Annotated in this window: 15 protein-coding genes and 1 pseudogene; 5 read left to right on the top strand and 11 right to left on the bottom strand. The window is 70.7% G+C overall.

Features of this window, described 5'->3' with window-relative positions; genetic code table 11:
- Positions 1 to 64 precede the first annotated feature (64 nt).
- The gene (locus tag ACOTKD_RS04620; RefSeq protein ID WP_424887565.1) at positions 65 to 1,543 is read left to right on the top strand and encodes an MFS transporter; all 1,479 of its coding nucleotides are present in this window, start codon (positions 65 to 67) and stop codon (positions 1,541 to 1,543) included.
- Between the two features lie 268 nt (positions 1,544 to 1,811).
- On the opposite strand, the pseudogene ACOTKD_RS04615 reads toward ACOTKD_RS04620, so the two are convergent.
- The 5 genes and pseudogenes from ACOTKD_RS04615 to ACOTKD_RS04595 all read right to left on the bottom strand — a co-directional run.
- Positions 1,812 to 2,171 (bottom strand): annotated as a pseudogene (locus ACOTKD_RS04615) (alpha/beta hydrolase-fold protein); the annotation flags it as partial.
- A gap of 685 nt (positions 2,172 to 2,856) precedes the next feature.
- Positions 2,857 to 4,152, bottom strand: coding sequence for a hemolysin family protein (locus tag ACOTKD_RS04610; protein WP_424887564.1), 1,296 nt, complete (start codon positions 4,150 to 4,152; stop codon positions 2,857 to 2,859).
- Positions 4,149 to 4,646: an rRNA maturation RNase YbeY gene (gene ybeY, locus ACOTKD_RS04605; RefSeq protein WP_030368892.1), complete on the bottom strand. Its 498-nt coding sequence runs from the start codon at positions 4,644 to 4,646 to the stop codon at positions 4,149 to 4,151. Before ybeY ends, ACOTKD_RS04610 begins: the two co-directional genes overlap by 4 nt.
- Positions 4,647 to 4,653: 7 nt before the next feature.
- Complete coding sequence (locus ACOTKD_RS04600; protein ID WP_424887563.1) at positions 4,654 to 5,661, bottom strand: PhoH family protein; 1,008 nt, start codon at positions 5,659 to 5,661, stop codon at positions 4,654 to 4,656.
- Between the two features lie 140 nt (positions 5,662 to 5,801).
- Positions 5,802 to 7,013, bottom strand: a complete 1,212-nt coding sequence (locus tag ACOTKD_RS04595) for a carbohydrate kinase family protein (protein ID WP_424887562.1) — start codon at positions 7,011 to 7,013, stop codon at positions 5,802 to 5,804.
- A 71-nt stretch (positions 7,014 to 7,084) separates the two neighbouring features.
- Between ACOTKD_RS04595 and ACOTKD_RS04590 the strand changes: the two genes are divergently transcribed.
- Both ACOTKD_RS04590 and ACOTKD_RS04585 read left to right on the top strand, forming a co-directional pair.
- Positions 7,085 to 8,452 (top strand): 6-phospho-beta-glucosidase, encoded by a 1,368-nt coding sequence (locus ACOTKD_RS04590; protein WP_424887561.1) that lies wholly within the window; start codon positions 7,085 to 7,087, stop codon positions 8,450 to 8,452.
- 72 nt (positions 8,453 to 8,524) lie between these two features.
- Complete coding sequence (locus ACOTKD_RS04585) at positions 8,525 to 9,328, top strand: HAD family acid phosphatase (RefSeq protein ID WP_424887560.1); 804 nt, start codon at positions 8,525 to 8,527, stop codon at positions 9,326 to 9,328.
- A 224-nt stretch (positions 9,329 to 9,552) separates the two neighbouring features.
- Here the strand turns inward: ACOTKD_RS04585 and ACOTKD_RS04580 are convergent, their stop codons facing one another.
- From ACOTKD_RS04580 to ACOTKD_RS04560, 5 genes are all read right to left on the bottom strand, one after another.
- Complete coding sequence (locus tag ACOTKD_RS04580) at positions 9,553 to 10,461, bottom strand: ribonuclease Z (RefSeq protein ID WP_424887559.1); 909 nt, start codon at positions 10,459 to 10,461, stop codon at positions 9,553 to 9,555.
- A gap of 11 nt (positions 10,462 to 10,472) precedes the next feature.
- Entirely contained in the window at positions 10,473 to 10,829 is a 357-nt protein-coding gene (locus tag ACOTKD_RS04575) for a histidine triad nucleotide-binding protein (protein WP_424887558.1), read from the bottom strand.
- Between the two features lie 61 nt (positions 10,830 to 10,890).
- Positions 10,891 to 12,051, bottom strand: coding sequence for a tetratricopeptide repeat protein (locus tag ACOTKD_RS04570; protein WP_424887557.1), 1,161 nt, complete (start codon positions 12,049 to 12,051; stop codon positions 10,891 to 10,893).
- A gap of 2 nt (positions 12,052 to 12,053) precedes the next feature.
- Positions 12,054 to 13,388, bottom strand: a complete 1,335-nt coding sequence (locus tag ACOTKD_RS04565; RefSeq protein ID WP_424887556.1) for an ATP-binding protein — start codon at positions 13,386 to 13,388, stop codon at positions 12,054 to 12,056.
- Positions 13,389 to 13,422: 34 nt separating this feature from the next.
- Positions 13,423 to 13,953 (bottom strand): hypothetical protein, encoded by a 531-nt coding sequence (locus ACOTKD_RS04560; RefSeq protein WP_424887555.1) that lies wholly within the window; start codon positions 13,951 to 13,953, stop codon positions 13,423 to 13,425.
- A gap of 314 nt (positions 13,954 to 14,267) precedes the next feature.
- Between ACOTKD_RS04560 and ACOTKD_RS04555 the strand changes: the two genes are divergently transcribed.
- Entirely contained in the window at positions 14,268 to 15,260 is a 993-nt protein-coding gene (locus ACOTKD_RS04555) for a hypothetical protein (protein ID WP_424887554.1), read from the top strand.
- A 78-nt stretch (positions 15,261 to 15,338) separates the two neighbouring features.
- On the opposite strand, the gene ACOTKD_RS04550 is transcribed toward ACOTKD_RS04555, so the two are convergent.
- Positions 15,339 to 15,962, bottom strand: coding sequence for an RICIN domain-containing protein (locus ACOTKD_RS04550; RefSeq protein ID WP_424887553.1), 624 nt, complete (start codon positions 15,960 to 15,962; stop codon positions 15,339 to 15,341).
- Positions 15,963 to 16,126: 164 nt separating this feature from the next.
- Between ACOTKD_RS04550 and ACOTKD_RS04545 the strand changes: the two genes are divergently transcribed.
- Entirely contained in the window at positions 16,127 to 16,417 is a 291-nt protein-coding gene (locus tag ACOTKD_RS04545; protein ID WP_424887552.1) for a hypothetical protein, read from the top strand.
- Positions 16,418 to 16,521: the final 104 nt, after the last annotated feature.

Raw genomic sequence — 16,521 nt, 5'->3', positions numbered from 1 at the left:
TGGTGCGGCCACCACCATAAGCACGCTCTCCCCACGTTTCTTCCGCACGCCGGAAGGTGGGCGCATGGCGATCGACTCCCCTCCCCGCACGACTCCTCCCCGTACCGCCCCTGACGCCCCTGCCGCCGCGGCGGCCGGCGCCGGGCCGGTCTTGTCCGGCCGCGACAAGCTGGTCCTGCTGGTGCTGTGCGCCGCGCAGTTCATCGTGGCCCTGGACTTCTCCATCCTGAACGTGGCGCTGCCCGTCCTGGGCGACGACCTGGGCATGGGCCAGGCGGACCTGCAGTGGGCGGTGACGGCGTTCGCCCTGCCGTCCGGCGGCTTCCTGCTGCTCTCCGGCCGGATCGCCGACCTCTACGGGCGCCGCCGCGTCTTCCTGGCCGGCCTCGCGCTCTTCGCCGCGTCCTCCGTGCTCGCCACGCTCGCCTGGGCCCCGGCCGCCTTCCTCGCCGGGCGGGCCCTGCAGGGCCTCGGCGCGGCCGTCATCGTGCCGACGGGCATGTCGCTGCTGACCACGACCTTCACCGAGGGGCCGCAGCGCGAGCGCGCCCTCGGCATCAGCAGCACGCTGCTCTCCCTCGGCTTCACCATCGGCATGGTGCTCGGCGGCGTCATGACCGACACGCTGGGCTGGCGCTCGACGATGGGCCTGCTGGCCCTGGCCGGTCTCGCGATCCTGATCGTCGCGCCGGGACTGCTCACCGAGTCCCGCCCCGCGGAGCGGCCCCGGATCGACATACCGGGCGCGGTGACCGTCACCGGCGGCCTGCTGGCCCTCATCTACGGGCTCTCTACCGCGGCCCAGGGCGGCTTCGGCAGCGCGGACGTCCTCATCTCACTCGTCCTGGGCGTCGTGCTGCTGGTGGCCTTCGTGGTCGTGGAGTCCCGCGCCGCGGAGCCGCTCGTCTCGCTGCCGATGCTCCGGCGGCCGACGGTCGCCTGGGGGAACCTGGCCGGCCTGGTCACCTTCGCGATGATGTCCACCGTCGTCTTCCTGCTCACCCTCTACCTGCAGGAGGTGCTGGAGCTGTCGGCCTTCCGCACCGGGCTCGTCTTCGGCGTGCAGGGTCTCTTCGCGGTGGTCGCCGGCCTGACCGCGCCGAAGATCATCGCCCGCTTCGGCACCCGCGCCACGCTCCTGTCCGGCCTGGCCGTCCAGGCCGTCTGCACGGCCGCGCTGCTCGCGCTGGGGCAGGACGCCTCCGGCGCGTGGCTGGCCCTGGGGGCGGCGAGCATCGCCTGCGTCGGGCACCTGTGGGCGATCGTCGCCTACGGGGTGACGGCGACGTCGGGCCTGCCGGACACCGAGCAGGGGCTGGCCACGGGGCTGGTGACCAGCTCGCAGCAGATCGGGCTCACGATCGGGATCCCGCTGCTGAGCGCGGTGGCCTCGGCCCGGACCGCGGCCCTCTCCGAGGGCGGCTCGGGCTTCGCGGCGGCCACGCTGGGCGGCATCCGGCTGGGGCTGGGGGTGGACGCGCTGATCGTCGTCGTGGTGGCGGCGGCGGTCGCGGCGGGCCTGCGGAAGCGGCGCGCGGCCTGAGAACACGCGAAGGGGGCGGGCCGGGGATTCCGGCCCGCCCCCGTCGCGGGGGGGGAAAGGGCGATCCGGAGGCGGGCGTCGGCCCCTCCATCTGCTCGCTGATCCACTTCATGGGCTCTTCCATGTTCTTGAGGTACGTGGCGCCGTTGTGGGTGCCGCCGGGTATCTCCCACGTCTTGGTGTGGACCGGGCCCTTGCCGTAGGTCGCCGTGAACTTCTTCACGTCGGCGATCATCTTGGCGTTCTCCTTCGAGCCGTACTGGAAGGCGATGTAGACGTCCTTCCCCTTGGTGGCCGCCAGCTGCTTGGCCAGCACCTCGGGGTTGTTCTCCGCCTTCTCCTTCTCGTGGCCCCGCCACAGCGGCGAGTCGGGCACGATGTCCGGGCCGTTGGCGATCGCGGTCTTGAACTTGTCGGGGTGCTTCAGCACGGACTTCAGGCTCGCGAAGCCGCCGGTGGAGGAACCCATGTAGCTCCAGCCGCCGCGCGACTTGATCGTGCGGAAGTTGGCCTTCATCAGGTCCGGGACGTCCTCGGTCAGCCAGGTGCCCATCTTCGCCTGGCCGGGGATGTCACTGGCGTCCCAGTAGATGCCCTTGTCGTCCGGGCCGGGGTTGAGGATGGGCATGGCCAGCAGGAACGGCTTGCTCTTGCCCTCCTGGTACCACTTGGAGACGCTCTTCTCCAGCGAGAGCTTGTCCGGGCCGAACTCGCCCATCGCCCAGTAGTTGCTGTCGTTGCCGGGACCGCCGGGCAGGGCGATCATCACGGGGAAGCCGCTGGAGGCGAACTTCGGGTCGTCGGTGTACTCCTTGGGCGCCCACACCCACACCTTGCCCTTGAACCCGGACTTCTTGCCGTCCAGGGTGACGACGCTGACGTGCGTGCCGTCGGAGAGCGTCTTGACGTTCTTGAAGGAGGCCTGCGGACCCGTGGGCATCAGCGTCTTCTCGTCGCCGCCCTTCCCGCCCTCCCCACCACCGGCCTGGCCGTAGCTGACGGGGTCGCCCTTGTCGGTGAACGGCGGGATCTCGTAGTAGCTCATCACCGGCCAGGCGATCAGCCCCAGCGTGGCTACGGACGCCACCGCAACGAGCCATCGTCGGGCACGGCGAGCACGGTTGCGGCCGCGGGACTGGTAGGCCCCGGTGGAGGGATTCGTCATCGTGGTGCTCCGGCAGACAAAGGCGGTCAGTTCTGTGCCTGCAGATGTACGAACCAGGGCCGAAGGTTCCGGAATCACCCCGTCCAACGGCTCCTGATACGAAATGCTCACAAAGCCCCTCCCGCCGCGCGGAAGGGGCCCTGCGGGGTCAGCGGACCGGCTCGACCAGGACCGTCACGATGCGGTTCCGGCGGCCCGCGGCCGCCTCCGCCGTCAGGCGCAGACCCGTGAGGACGCCCGGCTCGGCCAGGCCGTACCCGGCGAGGTCCACCTCGGCCACGGCGCCCGCGATCGGCACCCGGCCCAGGGACTTCGCCAGCAGGCCGCCCACCGTCTCGACGTCCTCGTCGTCGAGCTCGCCGAGGCCGTAGAGCTCGCCCAGATCGCCCAGGTCGAGCCGCGCGGTCACCCGGTAGCGGCCCTCGCCGAGCTCCTCCACCGGCGGCAGCTCCCGGTCGTACTCGTCGGTGATCTCGCCGACGATCTCCTCCAGGATGTCCTCGATGGTGACGATGCCGGCCGTGCCGCCGTACTCGTCGATGGCGACGGCGCAGTGGTTGCGCTGCTGCTGCATCTCGCGCAGCAGATCGCCGGCGTTCTTGGTGTCGGGCACGAAGACGGCGGGCCGCATCGCGGTCGACACCAGCTCGGACTCCGCGTCCCGGCTGATGTGCGTCTTGCGGACGAGGTCCTTGAGGTAGACGACGCCCACGATGTCGTCCTCGCTCTCGCCGGTGACCGGGATCCGGGAGAAGCCGGAGCGCAGGGCGAGGGTGAGGGCCTGGCGGATGGTCTTGCCGCGCTCGATGACGACGAGGTCGGTGCGCGGCACCATCACCTCGCGCACCAGGGTGTCGCCGAGCTCGAAGACGGAGTGGACCATGCGCCGCTCCTCGTCCTCGATGAGCGACTCCTTCTCGGCCAGGTCGACCATGGCCCGCAGCTCGGCCTCGGAGGCGAAGGGGCCCTTGCGGAAGCCCTTGCCGGGGGTGAGGGCATTGCCCAGGAGGATCAGCAGCTGCGGCACCGGGCCCATGATCCTGGCGAGCGGCAGCAGCACGTAGGCGGCCGCCGTGGCCGTGCCCAGCGGGTGCTGGCGGCCGATGGTGCGCGGGGAGACGCCGACGGCCACGTAGGAGACGAGGACCATGACGGCGATGGCGACGGTCAGCGCCTGCCAGGTCTGCTCGAAGCCCTGCAGGCAGACGTAGGTGACGAGCACGCCGGCCGCCATCTCGCAGGCGACGCGGACGAGCAGCGCCACGTTGAGGTAGCGGGTGGGGTCGGCGGCGACCGCCATCAGCCGGGCGCTGCCCCGCCGCCCGGACCGGACGGCCTCCTCGGCGCGGAACCGGGTGGTCCGCGCGAGGCCGGCCTCGGCGCAGGCGGCGAGCCAGGCGACGACGAGGAGCAGGACCGCGACCGCGATCAGGCGCCCGGTCACGTGATCGTCGGGGCCGGGGAGGGCCCCTCGATCCCGCGCTCGGCGCGCCAGCCGTCGACGATGGCGGCCTGGAGGCCGAACATCTCGGCCTTCTCGTCGGGCTCCTCGTGGTCGTAGCCGAGGAGGTGGAGGACGCCGTGGACGGTGAGCAGCTGGAGCTCCTCGTCCATGGAGTGCCCGGTGGGCGCGTCCTCGCCCTGCTTCTTGGCGACCTCGGGGCACAGCACGATGTCGCCGAGGAGGCCCTGCGGGGGCTCGTCGTCGTCCTTGGCCGGGGGACGGAGCTCGTCCATCGGGAAGGACATCACGTCGGTGGGCCCGGGCAGGTCCATCCACTGGATGTGGAGCTGCTCCATGGCTTCGGCGTCGACAACGATGACCGAGAGTTCGGAGAGCGGGTGGATGCGCATCCGGGCGAGGGCGTAGCGGGCGATGTCGAGGACCGCCTGCTCGTCGATGTCCGTGCCGGATTCGTTGTTGACGTCGATTGCCATCGTGTTCTTACCGGGGGGTGCTTTCGTTTCGGCTGTCGTACTGCTCGTACGCGTCGACAATACGGCCGACGAGCTTGTGCCGGACGACGTCGTTGCTGGTGAGCATGGAGAAATGGACGTCCTCCACCCCTTCGAGGATCTCCCGCACCTGGCGCAGGCCGCTCTTCGTACCGCCGGGGAGGTCGATCTGGGTGATGTCGCCCGTGATGACGATCTTGGAGTCGAAGCCGAGCCGGGTCAGGAACATCTTCATCTGCTCGGGGCTCGTGTTCTGGGCCTCGTCGAGGATGATGAAGGCGTCGTTCAAGGTGCGGCCGCGCATGTACGCCAGCGGCGCGACCTCGATCGTCCCGGCGGCCATCAGGCGCGGGATGGAGTCGGGGTCGAGCATGTCGTGCAGCGCGTCGTAGAGGGGGCGCAGGTACGGGTCGATCTTCTCGTAGAGCGTGCCCGGCAGGAAGCCGAGCCGCTCGCCGGCCTCGACCGCGGGGCGGGTCAGGATGATCCGGTTGACCTGCTTGGACTGCAGGGCCTGGACGGCCTTGGCCATGGCCAGGTAGGTCTTGCCGGTGCCCGCGGGGCCGATGCCGAAGACGACCGTGTGCTTGTCGATCGCGTCGACGTAGCGCTTCTGGTTGAGCGTCTTGGGGCGGATGGTGCGGCCGCGGCTGGAGAGGATGTTCTGGGTGAGGACCGCTGCCGGGGTTTCGGTCTCGGCTCCCTGCTCCTCGTTCTTGAGCATGGCGATCGAGCGTTCCACCGCGTCCTCCGTCATCGGCGCACCCGTGCGGAGCACCAGCATCATCTCTGCGAACAGACGCTGGACGAGGGCCACTTCCCGCTCGTCGCCCGTCGCGCTGACCTCGTTGCCCCGTACGTGGATGTCCGTCGACGGGAAAGCTCTCTCGATGACCCGCAGGAGGGAGTCACCGGAGCCCAGGACCGTCACCATGGGGTGCTTGGCCGGGACCGTGAACTGCGCCGTCGCCTGCGGTCGTGTGGGTGTCTGAGTCATGGGCCGGCTCTCTGGCCTGCTCATCGCCTCTCTTCTGCATTCCGGTGTCCGGAGATCCTTGGAATACCAGGGTACGACGGCAGAACCACCCGCCCGAGGGGTTTTCCCGCCCGGGGCCGGGCCCCGGGCGGCCCGGCGGCCTAAGGCCGGCGGAAGCCCAGCGTGGGGACGGCCCGGCGCAGCGGCCAGGGCCGGACGGCCGCGGGCAGCAGGCCGTCGAGGAAGGCGTAGCGGCGGCGGACGGCCGGGCTCTGGTCGTCGTAGGAGCGCACGTGCTTCCACCAGGCGGCGATCTCGACCCACCCGGGCGCGGACAGCGACCCTCCGAATTCCTGTACGGACAGGGCGGCCGTCAGCCCGGCGAAGGCGAGCCGGTCGGCGAGGGGCCAGCCGGCCAGGGTGCCGGTGACGAAGCCCGCCACGAAGACGTCGCCGGCGCCGGTGGGGTCGAGCGCCTCGACGGCGATCGCGGGGACCTCGGCGCTCTCCCCCGTGCTGCTGTCGACCGCGAAGGCGCCCCGCTCCCCCATGGTGACGACGGCGACCGGCACCTTCTCGGCGAGCGCGCGGGCGGCGGCGCGGGGGCAGTCGGTGCGGGTGTAGCGCATGGCCTCCTCCGCGTTGGGCAGGAAGGCCTCGCAGTGTTCCAGGTCGGCGAGGTCGGCCGGGTCCCAGCGGCCCGTCTCGTCCCAGCCGACGTCGGCGAAGACCCTGCTGCCGCGGGCGGCGGCGCGGGCGATCCACTCCTCCTGGCGGCCGGGCACGAGCAGGGCCACACAGGCCCGCGAGGCCGGCGGGCACTCGGGGGCGGGCACTCCTCCCCCGTTGCCGGGCGGCGGCGCCTCGTGCCCGTGGGAGACCATCGTCCGCTCGCCCTCGTAGGCCATGGAGACGGTCACGGGCGAGTGCCAGCCGGGCACCGTGCGCGACAGGCCGAGATCGATCCCTTCCCCTTGTGCGAGCGCCTCCCAGCAGTACTCGCCGTACATGTCGTCGCCGAAGGCCGCGGCGAGGGAGGTGCGCAGGCCCAGCCGGGCCAGGGCGGTGGCCATGTTGGCGATGCCGCCGGGGCTCGACCCCATGCCCCGCGCCCAGGACTCCGTGCCGCGCACGGGGGCCGAGTCCAGGCCCGTGAAGATGATGTCCAGGAAGACCGTTCCGGTGAGGTACACGTCGGTGGGCGGATCGGCCTCCGCGCGGACCGCGGCCAGCGGGTCGAGGACGGGAGCCGCCCCCCGGAACCCCCCGAAGCCCTCCGTGCGCTCGCCCGGGCAGTGCCCGTTCCGTAGGTCCTTCAGGCCCTTGTCCTTCAGGTCCTCATGGGGGGCCGAGTGGGGCGAAGAGGTCGTCATACGCGCTCGCTGCTCCTCTCACGGGGTGCGGATCCGGACAGTGTGCCCGATGCTGAGGTACCTTCCGGAATATGAGGCTGACGATTCTCGGCGGTGGCGGGTTCCGGGTGCCTCTGGTGCACCGGGCCCTCCTTGACGACGCGCGGCACGACACCCCGGGCCGCTGTACGGAACTCGTGCTCTACGACACCGATTCCATGCGCATGAGAGTGATCGCTTCGGTGCTGGCGGCGCAGGCCGACGGGGTGCCCGGCGCCCCTGCCGTGCGCATCGCGCACAGCCTGGACGACGCGCTGCGCGGCACCGACTTCGTGTTCTCGGCCATCCGGGTGGGCGGTACGGCCGGCCGGGTGCTGGACGAGCGGATCCCCCTGAGCGAAGGGGTGTTGGGCCAGGAGACGGTCGGCGCGGGCGGGGTCCTGTACGGGCTGCGCACGGTGCTGGTGGCCCTGGAGATCGCGGAACGGGTGGCCGCGGTCGCACCCCGTGCGTGGGTCATCAACTTCACCAACCCGGCGGGCATGGTGACGGAGGCGATGTCGGCCGTCCTGGGCAGACGGGTGATCGGCATCTGCGACTCCCCCGTGGGGCTGGTCCGGCGGGCCGCGCGCGCCGCCGGAGCCGACCCCGAACGGGTGAGTTTCGACTACGTGGGCCTCAACCACCTCGGCTGGCTGAGGACGTTGAGCGTCGACGGCGTCGACCTGCTGCCGCGCCTGCTGGCGGACGACGCGGCCCTCGGCTCCTTCGAGGAGGGCAAGCTCTTCGGCGCGGACTGGCTGAGAGCCCTGGGCTCCCTGCCCAACGAATACCTCCACTACTACTACTTCCGCCGGGAGACGCTGCGCTCGGTGCTGGAGTCGCCGGAGACCCGCGGCCAGTTCCTCGACGAGCAGCAGAGCGGCTTCTTCGCCCAGGCGGCGGCCGCCCCGGACCGCTCGTACGAGCTGTGGGAGCGCACCCGGCTGCAGCGCGAGTCCACCTACATGGCCGAGAGCCGCGCGGCGAGCGGCGGCTGGCAGCGGGACTCCTGCGACCTGGACGGCGGCGGCTACGACAAGGTGGCGCTCGCGCTGATGCGGGCGATCGCCCGGGACGAGCCCACGCGCCTGATCCTGAACGTGCCCAACGGCACGACCGTCCCCGGCCTGGGCCCGGACGCCATCATCGAGACGGTGTGCGAGGTGACCGGCGAGGGCGCCCGGCCACTGCCGTGCGCACCGCTGCGCGAGGACCAGCTGGGGCTGATGCTGCAGCTCAAGGCGGTCGAGCGGGCCACGATCGCGGCGGCGGTGCACGAGGACCGCGACGCGGCGCTGCGGGCCCTCGCCCTGCACCCGCTGGTCGACTCGCCCGCGGTGGCGGCCCGGATCCTGGAACGGGCCGGGCGGGGAGCCGTTCGGCGTACCGGAGGGGACACATCGCCCCTACCCGCGTAGACAATGCTTGACCTGCCCTCGCCAAGGCCCTAGCTTCGCGCTGCACCGCCTTTGCTACTCAGGAGTACACACGTGCAGCTCAGCCTTGCGTCCAAGCGCGCCCGCATCGTCGCGGCGGGCGCCGCACTCGCCGTCGGCGCCGGCCTCTACACGGCCGGCGCCGCCCGCGCCGAGCACTCCCTGCCGCGCACGGACACGGAGATCCCGAACCTCACCAAGGTGACGGACAAGATCAAGGCCTACTACGGCGACACCGTCGACAAGAACGGCCAGCACTACGCCTCGCCCGACAGCAACTACGCCAAGCAGGTCGCCGACATCCAGAAGAAGGCGAAGGCGCAGCTGGAGAAGGCCGTCAAGAACCAGTCCGGCTCCGGCAAGAAGGGCGCGGCGAAGCCCGCCATCGTCCTGGACGTCGACGACACCACCCTGCTGACCTACAACTACGAGCTCCAGCAGGGCTTCCACTTCACGCCCGAGTCGCAGGACGCCTACCTGAAGTCCACCGACATGGGCCCGGTCTTCGGCATGCCGCAGCTCGTCAACTGGGCGCAGTCCAAGGGCATCACGGTCTTCTACGTCACCGGGCGCGACGAGCACCAGCGCGACTGGAGCGTGCGCAACCTCAAGAACGCCGGCTACAAGCCCGCCGCCGACACCGCGCACTTCTACCTGAAGAACAAGAAGACGCCGCCGGCGTACCTGCCGTGCGGCGCCAAGTGCACCACCGTCGAGTACAAGGCGGGCACGCGCAAGCACATCGAGTCGCAGGGCTACCGCATCGTCGGCAACTTCGGCGACCAGTACAGCGACCTGCAGGGCGGGTACGCGCAGCACACGTACAAGCTGCCGAACCCGATGTACTTCCTGCCGTAAGGCTGTGAGGCCGTAGGGCCGTGCGGCCGGCGGGGCTTCACCGGTGCTCCGGCCCGGTACCGCCTCGCCGGACCGCCGCGCCGTGGCCGATCGCCGTTGCGGCGCATGGGGCTCCTCGCCGTTTCCGGCAGAGAAATCGCCCGCCGCCACGGCGAGGAACCCCCGCGGCGAGGGTCCGGCGGAATACCGGAATACCGGAATGCCGGAATGCCGGCCGCGGAGGGCTAGCGCCTCTTCGGCACGGGCACCCGCATCAGGTCCCGGGCGACCGTGAGCTCGCCCTCGAAGCCGCCCGCACGGGCCTGCCGCTCGAAGACGGAAGGGTCGTCGTACCGCTGCGAGAAGTGCGTCAGCACGAGGTGCCGCACTCCCGCACCGGCGGCGACCCGGCCGGCCTGTCCCGCCGTCAGGTGCCCGTGGTCCGCGGCGAGTGCCGCGTCCTCGTCGGTGAACGTCGACTCGATGACGAGCATGTCGCAGCCCTCGGCCAGCTCGTCCACGCCGTCGCACAGCCGGGTGTCCATCACGAACGCGAACCGCTGCCCGCGCCGCACCTCGCTCACCTCGTCCAGCGTGACCCCGCCGACCGCGCCCTCGCGCTGCAGCCGGCCGACGTCCGGCCCGCTGATGCCGTGCGCGGCGAGCCGCTCGGGGAGCATCCGCCGGCCGTCGGGCTCGACCAGGCGGTAGCCGTAGGACTCGACGGGGTGCGAGAGCCTGCGCGCCTCCAGGCGGTAGGCGGGCCCCTCGTACAGGACCCCGCCCGTGCCGGAGACGGGCTCCTCGGCCAGCTGCACCGTCTCGCGGTAAGCGGTGGCGTACCGCAGGCGCTCGAAGAAGCGCTTGCCGCTGCGCGGGTAGTGCGCGGTGACCGGGTGCGGCACCTGGTCGAGGTTGATGCGCTGGATCACCCCGGCGAGGCCGAGGGAGTGGTCGCCGTGGAAGTGGGTGACGCACAGCCGGTTCAGGTCGTGCGCGGCCACCCCGGCGCGCAGCATCTGCCGCTGCGTGCCCTCGCCCGGGTCGAAGAGCAGGCCCTCGCCGTCCCAGCGCAGCACGTAGCCGTTGTGGTTGCGGTGGCGCGTGGGCACCTGGCTGGCGGTGCCCAGGACGACCAGTTCGCGTACGGACAAGGGGGCGCTGCCTAGCCGGGGGGCCAGTTGAAGCCGCGGCCGCCGAGGACGTGGGCGTGCGCGTGGAAGACGGTCTGGCCCGCGCCGGCGCCGGTGTTGAAGACGATGCGGAAGCCCTTGTCCCCGTTCTCCTGCAGGGCCACCTCGCCCGCCTCGCGCAGCACGTCGGCGGCGATCGCGGGCTCGGCCGCGGCGAGCGAGCCCGCGTCCGGGTAGTGCACCTTGGGGATGACCAGGACGTGCACGGGCGCCTGGGGGTTGATGTCGCGGAAGGCGACGGTGGTCTCGGTCTCCTTGACGACGGTCGCGGGCACCTCCCCCTTGACGATCTTGCAGAACAGGCAGTCCGCCTGCGGTTCTCCCGCCACCGGTGGGCTCCTCACGGGTCGTCGGCTCGTCGGCTCGGTCTCGGCTCCTACGGTCCGGATGTTACCGGGCGGCCTCCGATTCCCTCTCGCGGGCGGCTTTCAGCCGCTTTTCCTTCGCCTTCCCGGCGGCCTCGCGCTCGTTCCGCCGCTGGGCGGCCCCGTACCACATGGCGAGCACCACGGGCACCCCGCCGATCCACACGAGCGCCTGCTCGTAGCCCCGGTCCGTCCACGGCACGGTCACCAGCAGCACCGCGCAGAGCGTGGCCCACAGCGAGTGCACCACGGCCAGCTTGGCGGCGAAGGCACGACGGACCACCGACAGGAGGGTGAGCTGCGCGCCCTTCGGGAGCGTGAAGTACGTGCGCCACACGCACACCCCCCACCCCACGCACATGAGGAAGAAGAACCACATGCGGGGACCGAGCGGCGCGGGCAGGGAGGTCGGGTCGTCACCGGTCGGAAAGGCCCGGGAGGTGACGGCGGCGTACACGAGGCAGAGCAGGGCGACCCAGCGGGTGCGGCGCACCAGGCGCAGGGCGACGTCCTCCAGCCGGGCGACGATGTACGTGCTGCCCGGGTCGGAGCCCAGCGCCGCCGCGTACTCCTTCGCCAGCTCCGGCAGCCTCGCCTCGCGGGCCTCGTCCCGGTGCCCGGCGAGCAGGGCGCGGGCGTCGGCGTCGTCCGGGGCGAAGGCGAGGACGTCGCGCATCACCTGCTGCGCGGCGGCGGGGTCGCCCATCTCCATCAGGATGTGGTACCGGGCGAAGTGGGAGGCGACGACCTCCGGGCCGAGCCGCACCGCCTCGTCCGCCGCCTGGAGCGCGCCCTGGAGGTCGCCCGCGGCACGCAGGGCCGCCGACAGCGACTGGTACGGGGAGGGGTGGTGCAGGTGCAGCTGCACCGCCTCCCGTGCCGCCGTCACCGCCTCGTCCGCCCGGCCCAGGCGCCACAGCGCCTCGCTGCGCAGCATGTGGGCGTCGCCGTGGTCCGGGTTGACGCGCAGGGCGTTGTGCGTGAGGAGCTCGACCGCCGGCCACTTCTGCATCCGGTAGAAGCAGGCGGCGGTCAGCACCAGGGCGGCGGGGTCGTACTTCTTCTCCTCGCTCTCGTTCATGTAGGCGAAGAGGAGGTCCTTCGCGTCCTCGGTCCGGCCGAGGGCCAGCAACGCCTCGGCGCGGGCGACGGTCGGGTGCTCGCCGCCGTACGGGGTGCCACTCACGCTCAGAACATCCTCTTCTTCTTGAGGTACGCGAGCAGCTCGTCGTACTGCCCGCCCTCGTTGGCGAACTGGGCGACCCGGCGGGCCGAGTCGAACCACGGGCCGGTCGACGAACGCACCTGGGTGAGGACCGCGAGCAGGTCGTCGGTTTCGATCATCCGGGGGCGGCCGCTGCGCACGGAGTCCATCAGGGCCCGCTCGGCGGCGCTCTCGCACACGTGGCGCAGGTCCGCGCCGGAGAACCCGTCCGTCCGCTTGACCAGCTTGCGCAGGTCGATGCGTGCGATCGGGCGGTCCTTGAGGTGGTGGCGCAGGATCGACTCGCGGGCGGGCTCGTCCGGCGGCAGCACCAGGACCGTGCGGTCGAGGCGGCCGGGGCGGCGCAGCGCGGGGTCCACGTCCCAGGGGTGGTTGGTGGCCGCGAGGACGAACAGGCCCTCGTTGGCCTGGCCGTCGACGCCGTCCAGCTCCAGCAGGAGCTGGTTGACCGTGGTGCGCAGGCCGGAGTGGCGCAGCTGGCTGCGCTTGGCGCCGAGCGCGTCCAGCTCGTCGAGGAAGACGACGCAGGGCGCGCTGCGGCGGGCCGTCTCGAAGAGCTCGCGCAGATTGCGCTCGGAGTTGCCGATCCACATGTCGAGGACGTCGCTGATGCTGACGGACATGAAGCGGGCGCCCAGCTCACCGGCGACGGCGCGGGCGATGTACGTCTTGCCGCAGCCGGGCGGCCCGTACATGAGGAGTCCGCCGCGCAGGCTCTTGCCGTAGAGCTTGCGGAGCTCGGGGTTGCGCATGGGGGCGAGGAAGGCCGCTTCCAGACGCTCCTTGACCTGCTCCATGCCGCCGACGTCGGAGAGGGAGAGGCCGGCGGTCTCGACGTCCCAGGCGCTGACGCCGGCGGGGTCGTCGTCGCCGTGGGCGGAGAGGGGGGTGGGCTTACCCTCCGCTTCCTCCGCTCCTGCCTCTGCTCCTGCCCCTGTCTCTGTCTCTACGAAGCGGGGCGGGATGACATCGGAGAGCTCGTCCTCGGCCTGCTTCCAGTCGTAGCGGGGGGCTTCGGCGGGGGCGGGGGGCGGGGCGGCCTGGGCAGGGGCGCCTTGGGCAGGGGCCGGGGCCGTGGCCGGGGCGGTCACCGGCGGGGCGACGGCGCGGGCGATCAGCGCCTGCGCCTCGGCGTTGCCCGGTTCCCGCTGCAGGGCCGCGGCGACCTGGGATATCGCGTCCTGGACGAGCCCCGCTTCGAGAAGGAGCTGGGCGAGGTGCAGGCGCAGGGGCACATCGTCGGGCGCGGCGTCGACGGCCGCGCGCAGGCTCTTGAGGAGCGGGGACTCTTCGGGCATGGACCAAGGGTAAGCGGGGGTGCGGGGCGGCCTGTTACTTGGACTGGTGATGCCCGTCCTGCCAGTGTTTGTCGCCCTTGCTGCCGCTGTTGCCTTTGCTTCCGCCGTTGTTGCCGCCGTTGTTGCCGCCGTTGTTACTGGTGGGCTTGTCGCCACCGCTGCCACCGCTGCCGCCGCCGTTGGTGACCCCGCTCCCGGAGCAGTCGCCGAGAACGCTCGCCGTGAAGACCGTCTTGCCGTCGACCTTCGCGGTGAACTTCCCCTGTACGCAGGAGTCGTCGTAGAGGCCCGTCACCCGCCCGTAGACGATGACCTTCTGGCCGCCGGTGGTGCGGCCGTCGCAGTCGACGCCGACGGCGGTGACGGGGCGTGCCCCGCCCTTCTCCGTGACGCCGGGGTCCTCGGCCTTGCCCGTGCAGGTCAGCCACTGGACGGGATAGCCGTCGTGCTCCAGGCGGGCGGTGGCCCGCTTGCCGGCGTTCACGGCGACGACGACCGAGTCCAGCCCGCCGGGCCCTTCCTGGCGGCAGCCGGCGAGCCCCACGGCCGCGGTGCCCGTGAGCACCACGGCACCAGCTGCACACAGCACTGATCGTCCCTGTCGTCCCCGTAGGCGCCCCAATGCCCGCATACGCGGCAGTTTCCCACTCACGGGGTCCGGGCGGAAGGGCTGCAGGGGGGCGCGGGGCGGGTGGACGGGAGCCCGAAGGGCGGCATTCGCCTGTGAGTTCGACGGCAAAAAGGCGCTGCCCGCCTGTCTCGTTTCATTCTGTTCGACCACTCCCCGATCGGACAGACTCTGCTCGAATCGAGGATTCCCTTTCCCTTCGATGCACCTGGCACCCCGAAACACCCGATTCCCATCTTGCAAGGAGAATCATGAGGGGTTCACGGATAATGGTTGTGCTGCTGGGCGCATGTGCGCTTCTGACCGGCGGCATAACAGGTGGAATAGCGGGCGGAATTCCGGCGGAGGCCGCGACGCCTGCGCCTCGCCCGGGGCCGGCACCGGGGCTGGACGGCAATGGCGTCCTGATAGAGAACAGACTGTTTCATGACGCTTCCGGTCTGGTGACCGTCGGCGTCTACGAACTCGATGGAGCAAGCGCCCAAAGCATCTGGACGGAGGCGAAGGTAAGGGTTCCCGACCCGGACATGATCGTGATCGGCGGCGGAGCGATCGGGACGGACTGGCCCGAGGGCGCGTACCTGACCGCCTCCTACCCGGACTGGGACAAGAGGGCCTGGGTGGTGAGCACGAAGGATCACATCAACCGCAACGAGCACATAGTGAAGGCGTACGCCATCGGCCTGAAGATCCAGGGGATCTCGGCCTACGACCTGGCCAACATGGCGAAGATCAGTCCGAGCGACAACGTGTACGGCCAGTACCCGAGCGCCGAGATCGGCGTCGGATCGAACGACTACGCACTCGTCGGCGGCGGCTTCCGGATCGACTGGAAGGGGTGGGGCAACATGGCCACCGCCTCGTACCCGAATCCGGGGTCGAACTACACCACGTGGAAGGCGAGCTCGAAGGACCACCTGCACGAATCCCCGGCATCCATCAAGTCCTACGCCATCGGACTCCCGAGGTGGCTTCCGCAGATCGGCCGCAGCCTGGAGTCCCGCGTGACGACGGCACCGTCCTTCGAATCACGCAAACCCGGTATAGGCGTCGACGTGCAGGACGGCTTTGCGCTCACCGGCGGGGGCGCGTTCGTGGAGAAGCACACCGGCGCGGGCAACCTGATCTGGAAGATGGAGCCGAGAATACATCCGAATCCGGGCTTCGATGTGGCTTCCAAGGAACACAATCAGGTCGACACGGCCACGATCAGAGCCTTTGCGCTCGGGATCCGGATCGGCTGAGGCGCAATAGGCGCGAGCCTTGCTGCCGGCACGGAGGATGCGGGCAGCAAGGCTCGCTACCGGCTCAGCACTACTGACTCAGTGGAAGACCCACTTCTGGTTCTGCCACCCGTTGCAGGCCCAGAGCTGCACCTTGGCCCCGTTGTTGGGGATGGTGTTGGTGTCCCCGTCCAGGCACTGGGCGCCCTGGGCGTTCTGCAGGTTGCTGCCGTTCCACATCCAGATCTGGTTGTTCCACCCGTTGCAGGCCCAGAGCTGCACCTTGGCCCCGTTGTTGGGGATGGTGTTGAGGTCGCCGTCGAGGCACTGCGACCGGTAGCCGTTCTGGATCGTGTAGTGGCCGACGGGCTGGTTGGGCACGGGCGTCCAGTACCAGCTCTGGTTGTCCCAGTTGTTGCAGCCCCAGAGCTGCACCTTGGCGCCGTTGTTGGGAATCGTGTTCCGGTCGCCGTCGAGGCACTGGTTGCCGAGGTTGTTGGTGAACGCGGGGGTGCGGTAGACGGTGTCGACGGCGGGTCTGACGGAGGACCCGATGCCGGGCAGCTCGGCGACGGATCTGACGTCGACCACGGCCTTCCCGGCGGCGGGCCCGGAGAGCGGCTGCGGCATCTGCGACGCCTGCGCCCCGGCCCCGGTGGCCAAGCTGAAGCTGACGGCACTCAGCCCGGCGGCAATGCCGAGCGCTACGCGGGACTTGTGCATGTTCGCCTCTTTTCCGAACGAGGGGAATGTGCCGGGGGCCATCCGGCCACAAGGGTCATGGACAGACCAGGGCGAGAGACGAAGTAAACGACCAAATTCCGGACGAATGAAGGTCATAGCCGGGCACCGAAACCCCATCGGGCACATGGATATGATGGCGCATCATGCGCATAGCACTTCCCGCCCTGGTAGCGATAGGCGGCCTGGCCGCGGTCGTCTTCGGCATCCGTCTCGTTTTCAACATCGGCGGCACGGCCGACTCGTACGCGGCCATGGCCCGGGCGAGGTCCGAACGGATCTACCGCCGCCTGACCGGCTCCAACAGCCTGACCATGCCGCCGGTAACCACCCGGGGCCTCACCACGACCAATTTCCGGGTCAGGGGCGCGGCCTTGACCTTCGCGGGCCTCCTGATGGTGACCGCTGGAACGGTGCTCTTGTCGATGCGGCTCTAGAGGAATGCCGTCCATGTGCCTTTCAGCAGCGTTTCCGCAGACCCTTGTGGGCGACGCAGGGCAAGTGGTGGCAGTCATGCCGGATGCCACCTTGTCGCCGATCG

The sequence above is a fragment of the Streptomyces sp. XH2 genome, assembly GCF_049725035.1.
In the GTDB taxonomy this organism is placed as follows: Bacteria; Actinomycetota; Actinomycetes; order Streptomycetales; family Streptomycetaceae; genus Streptomyces; species Streptomyces roseoverticillatus.
Note: the sequence above shows the minus strand (reverse complement) of the source record. Positions and strands in the feature narration are given on the sequence as shown.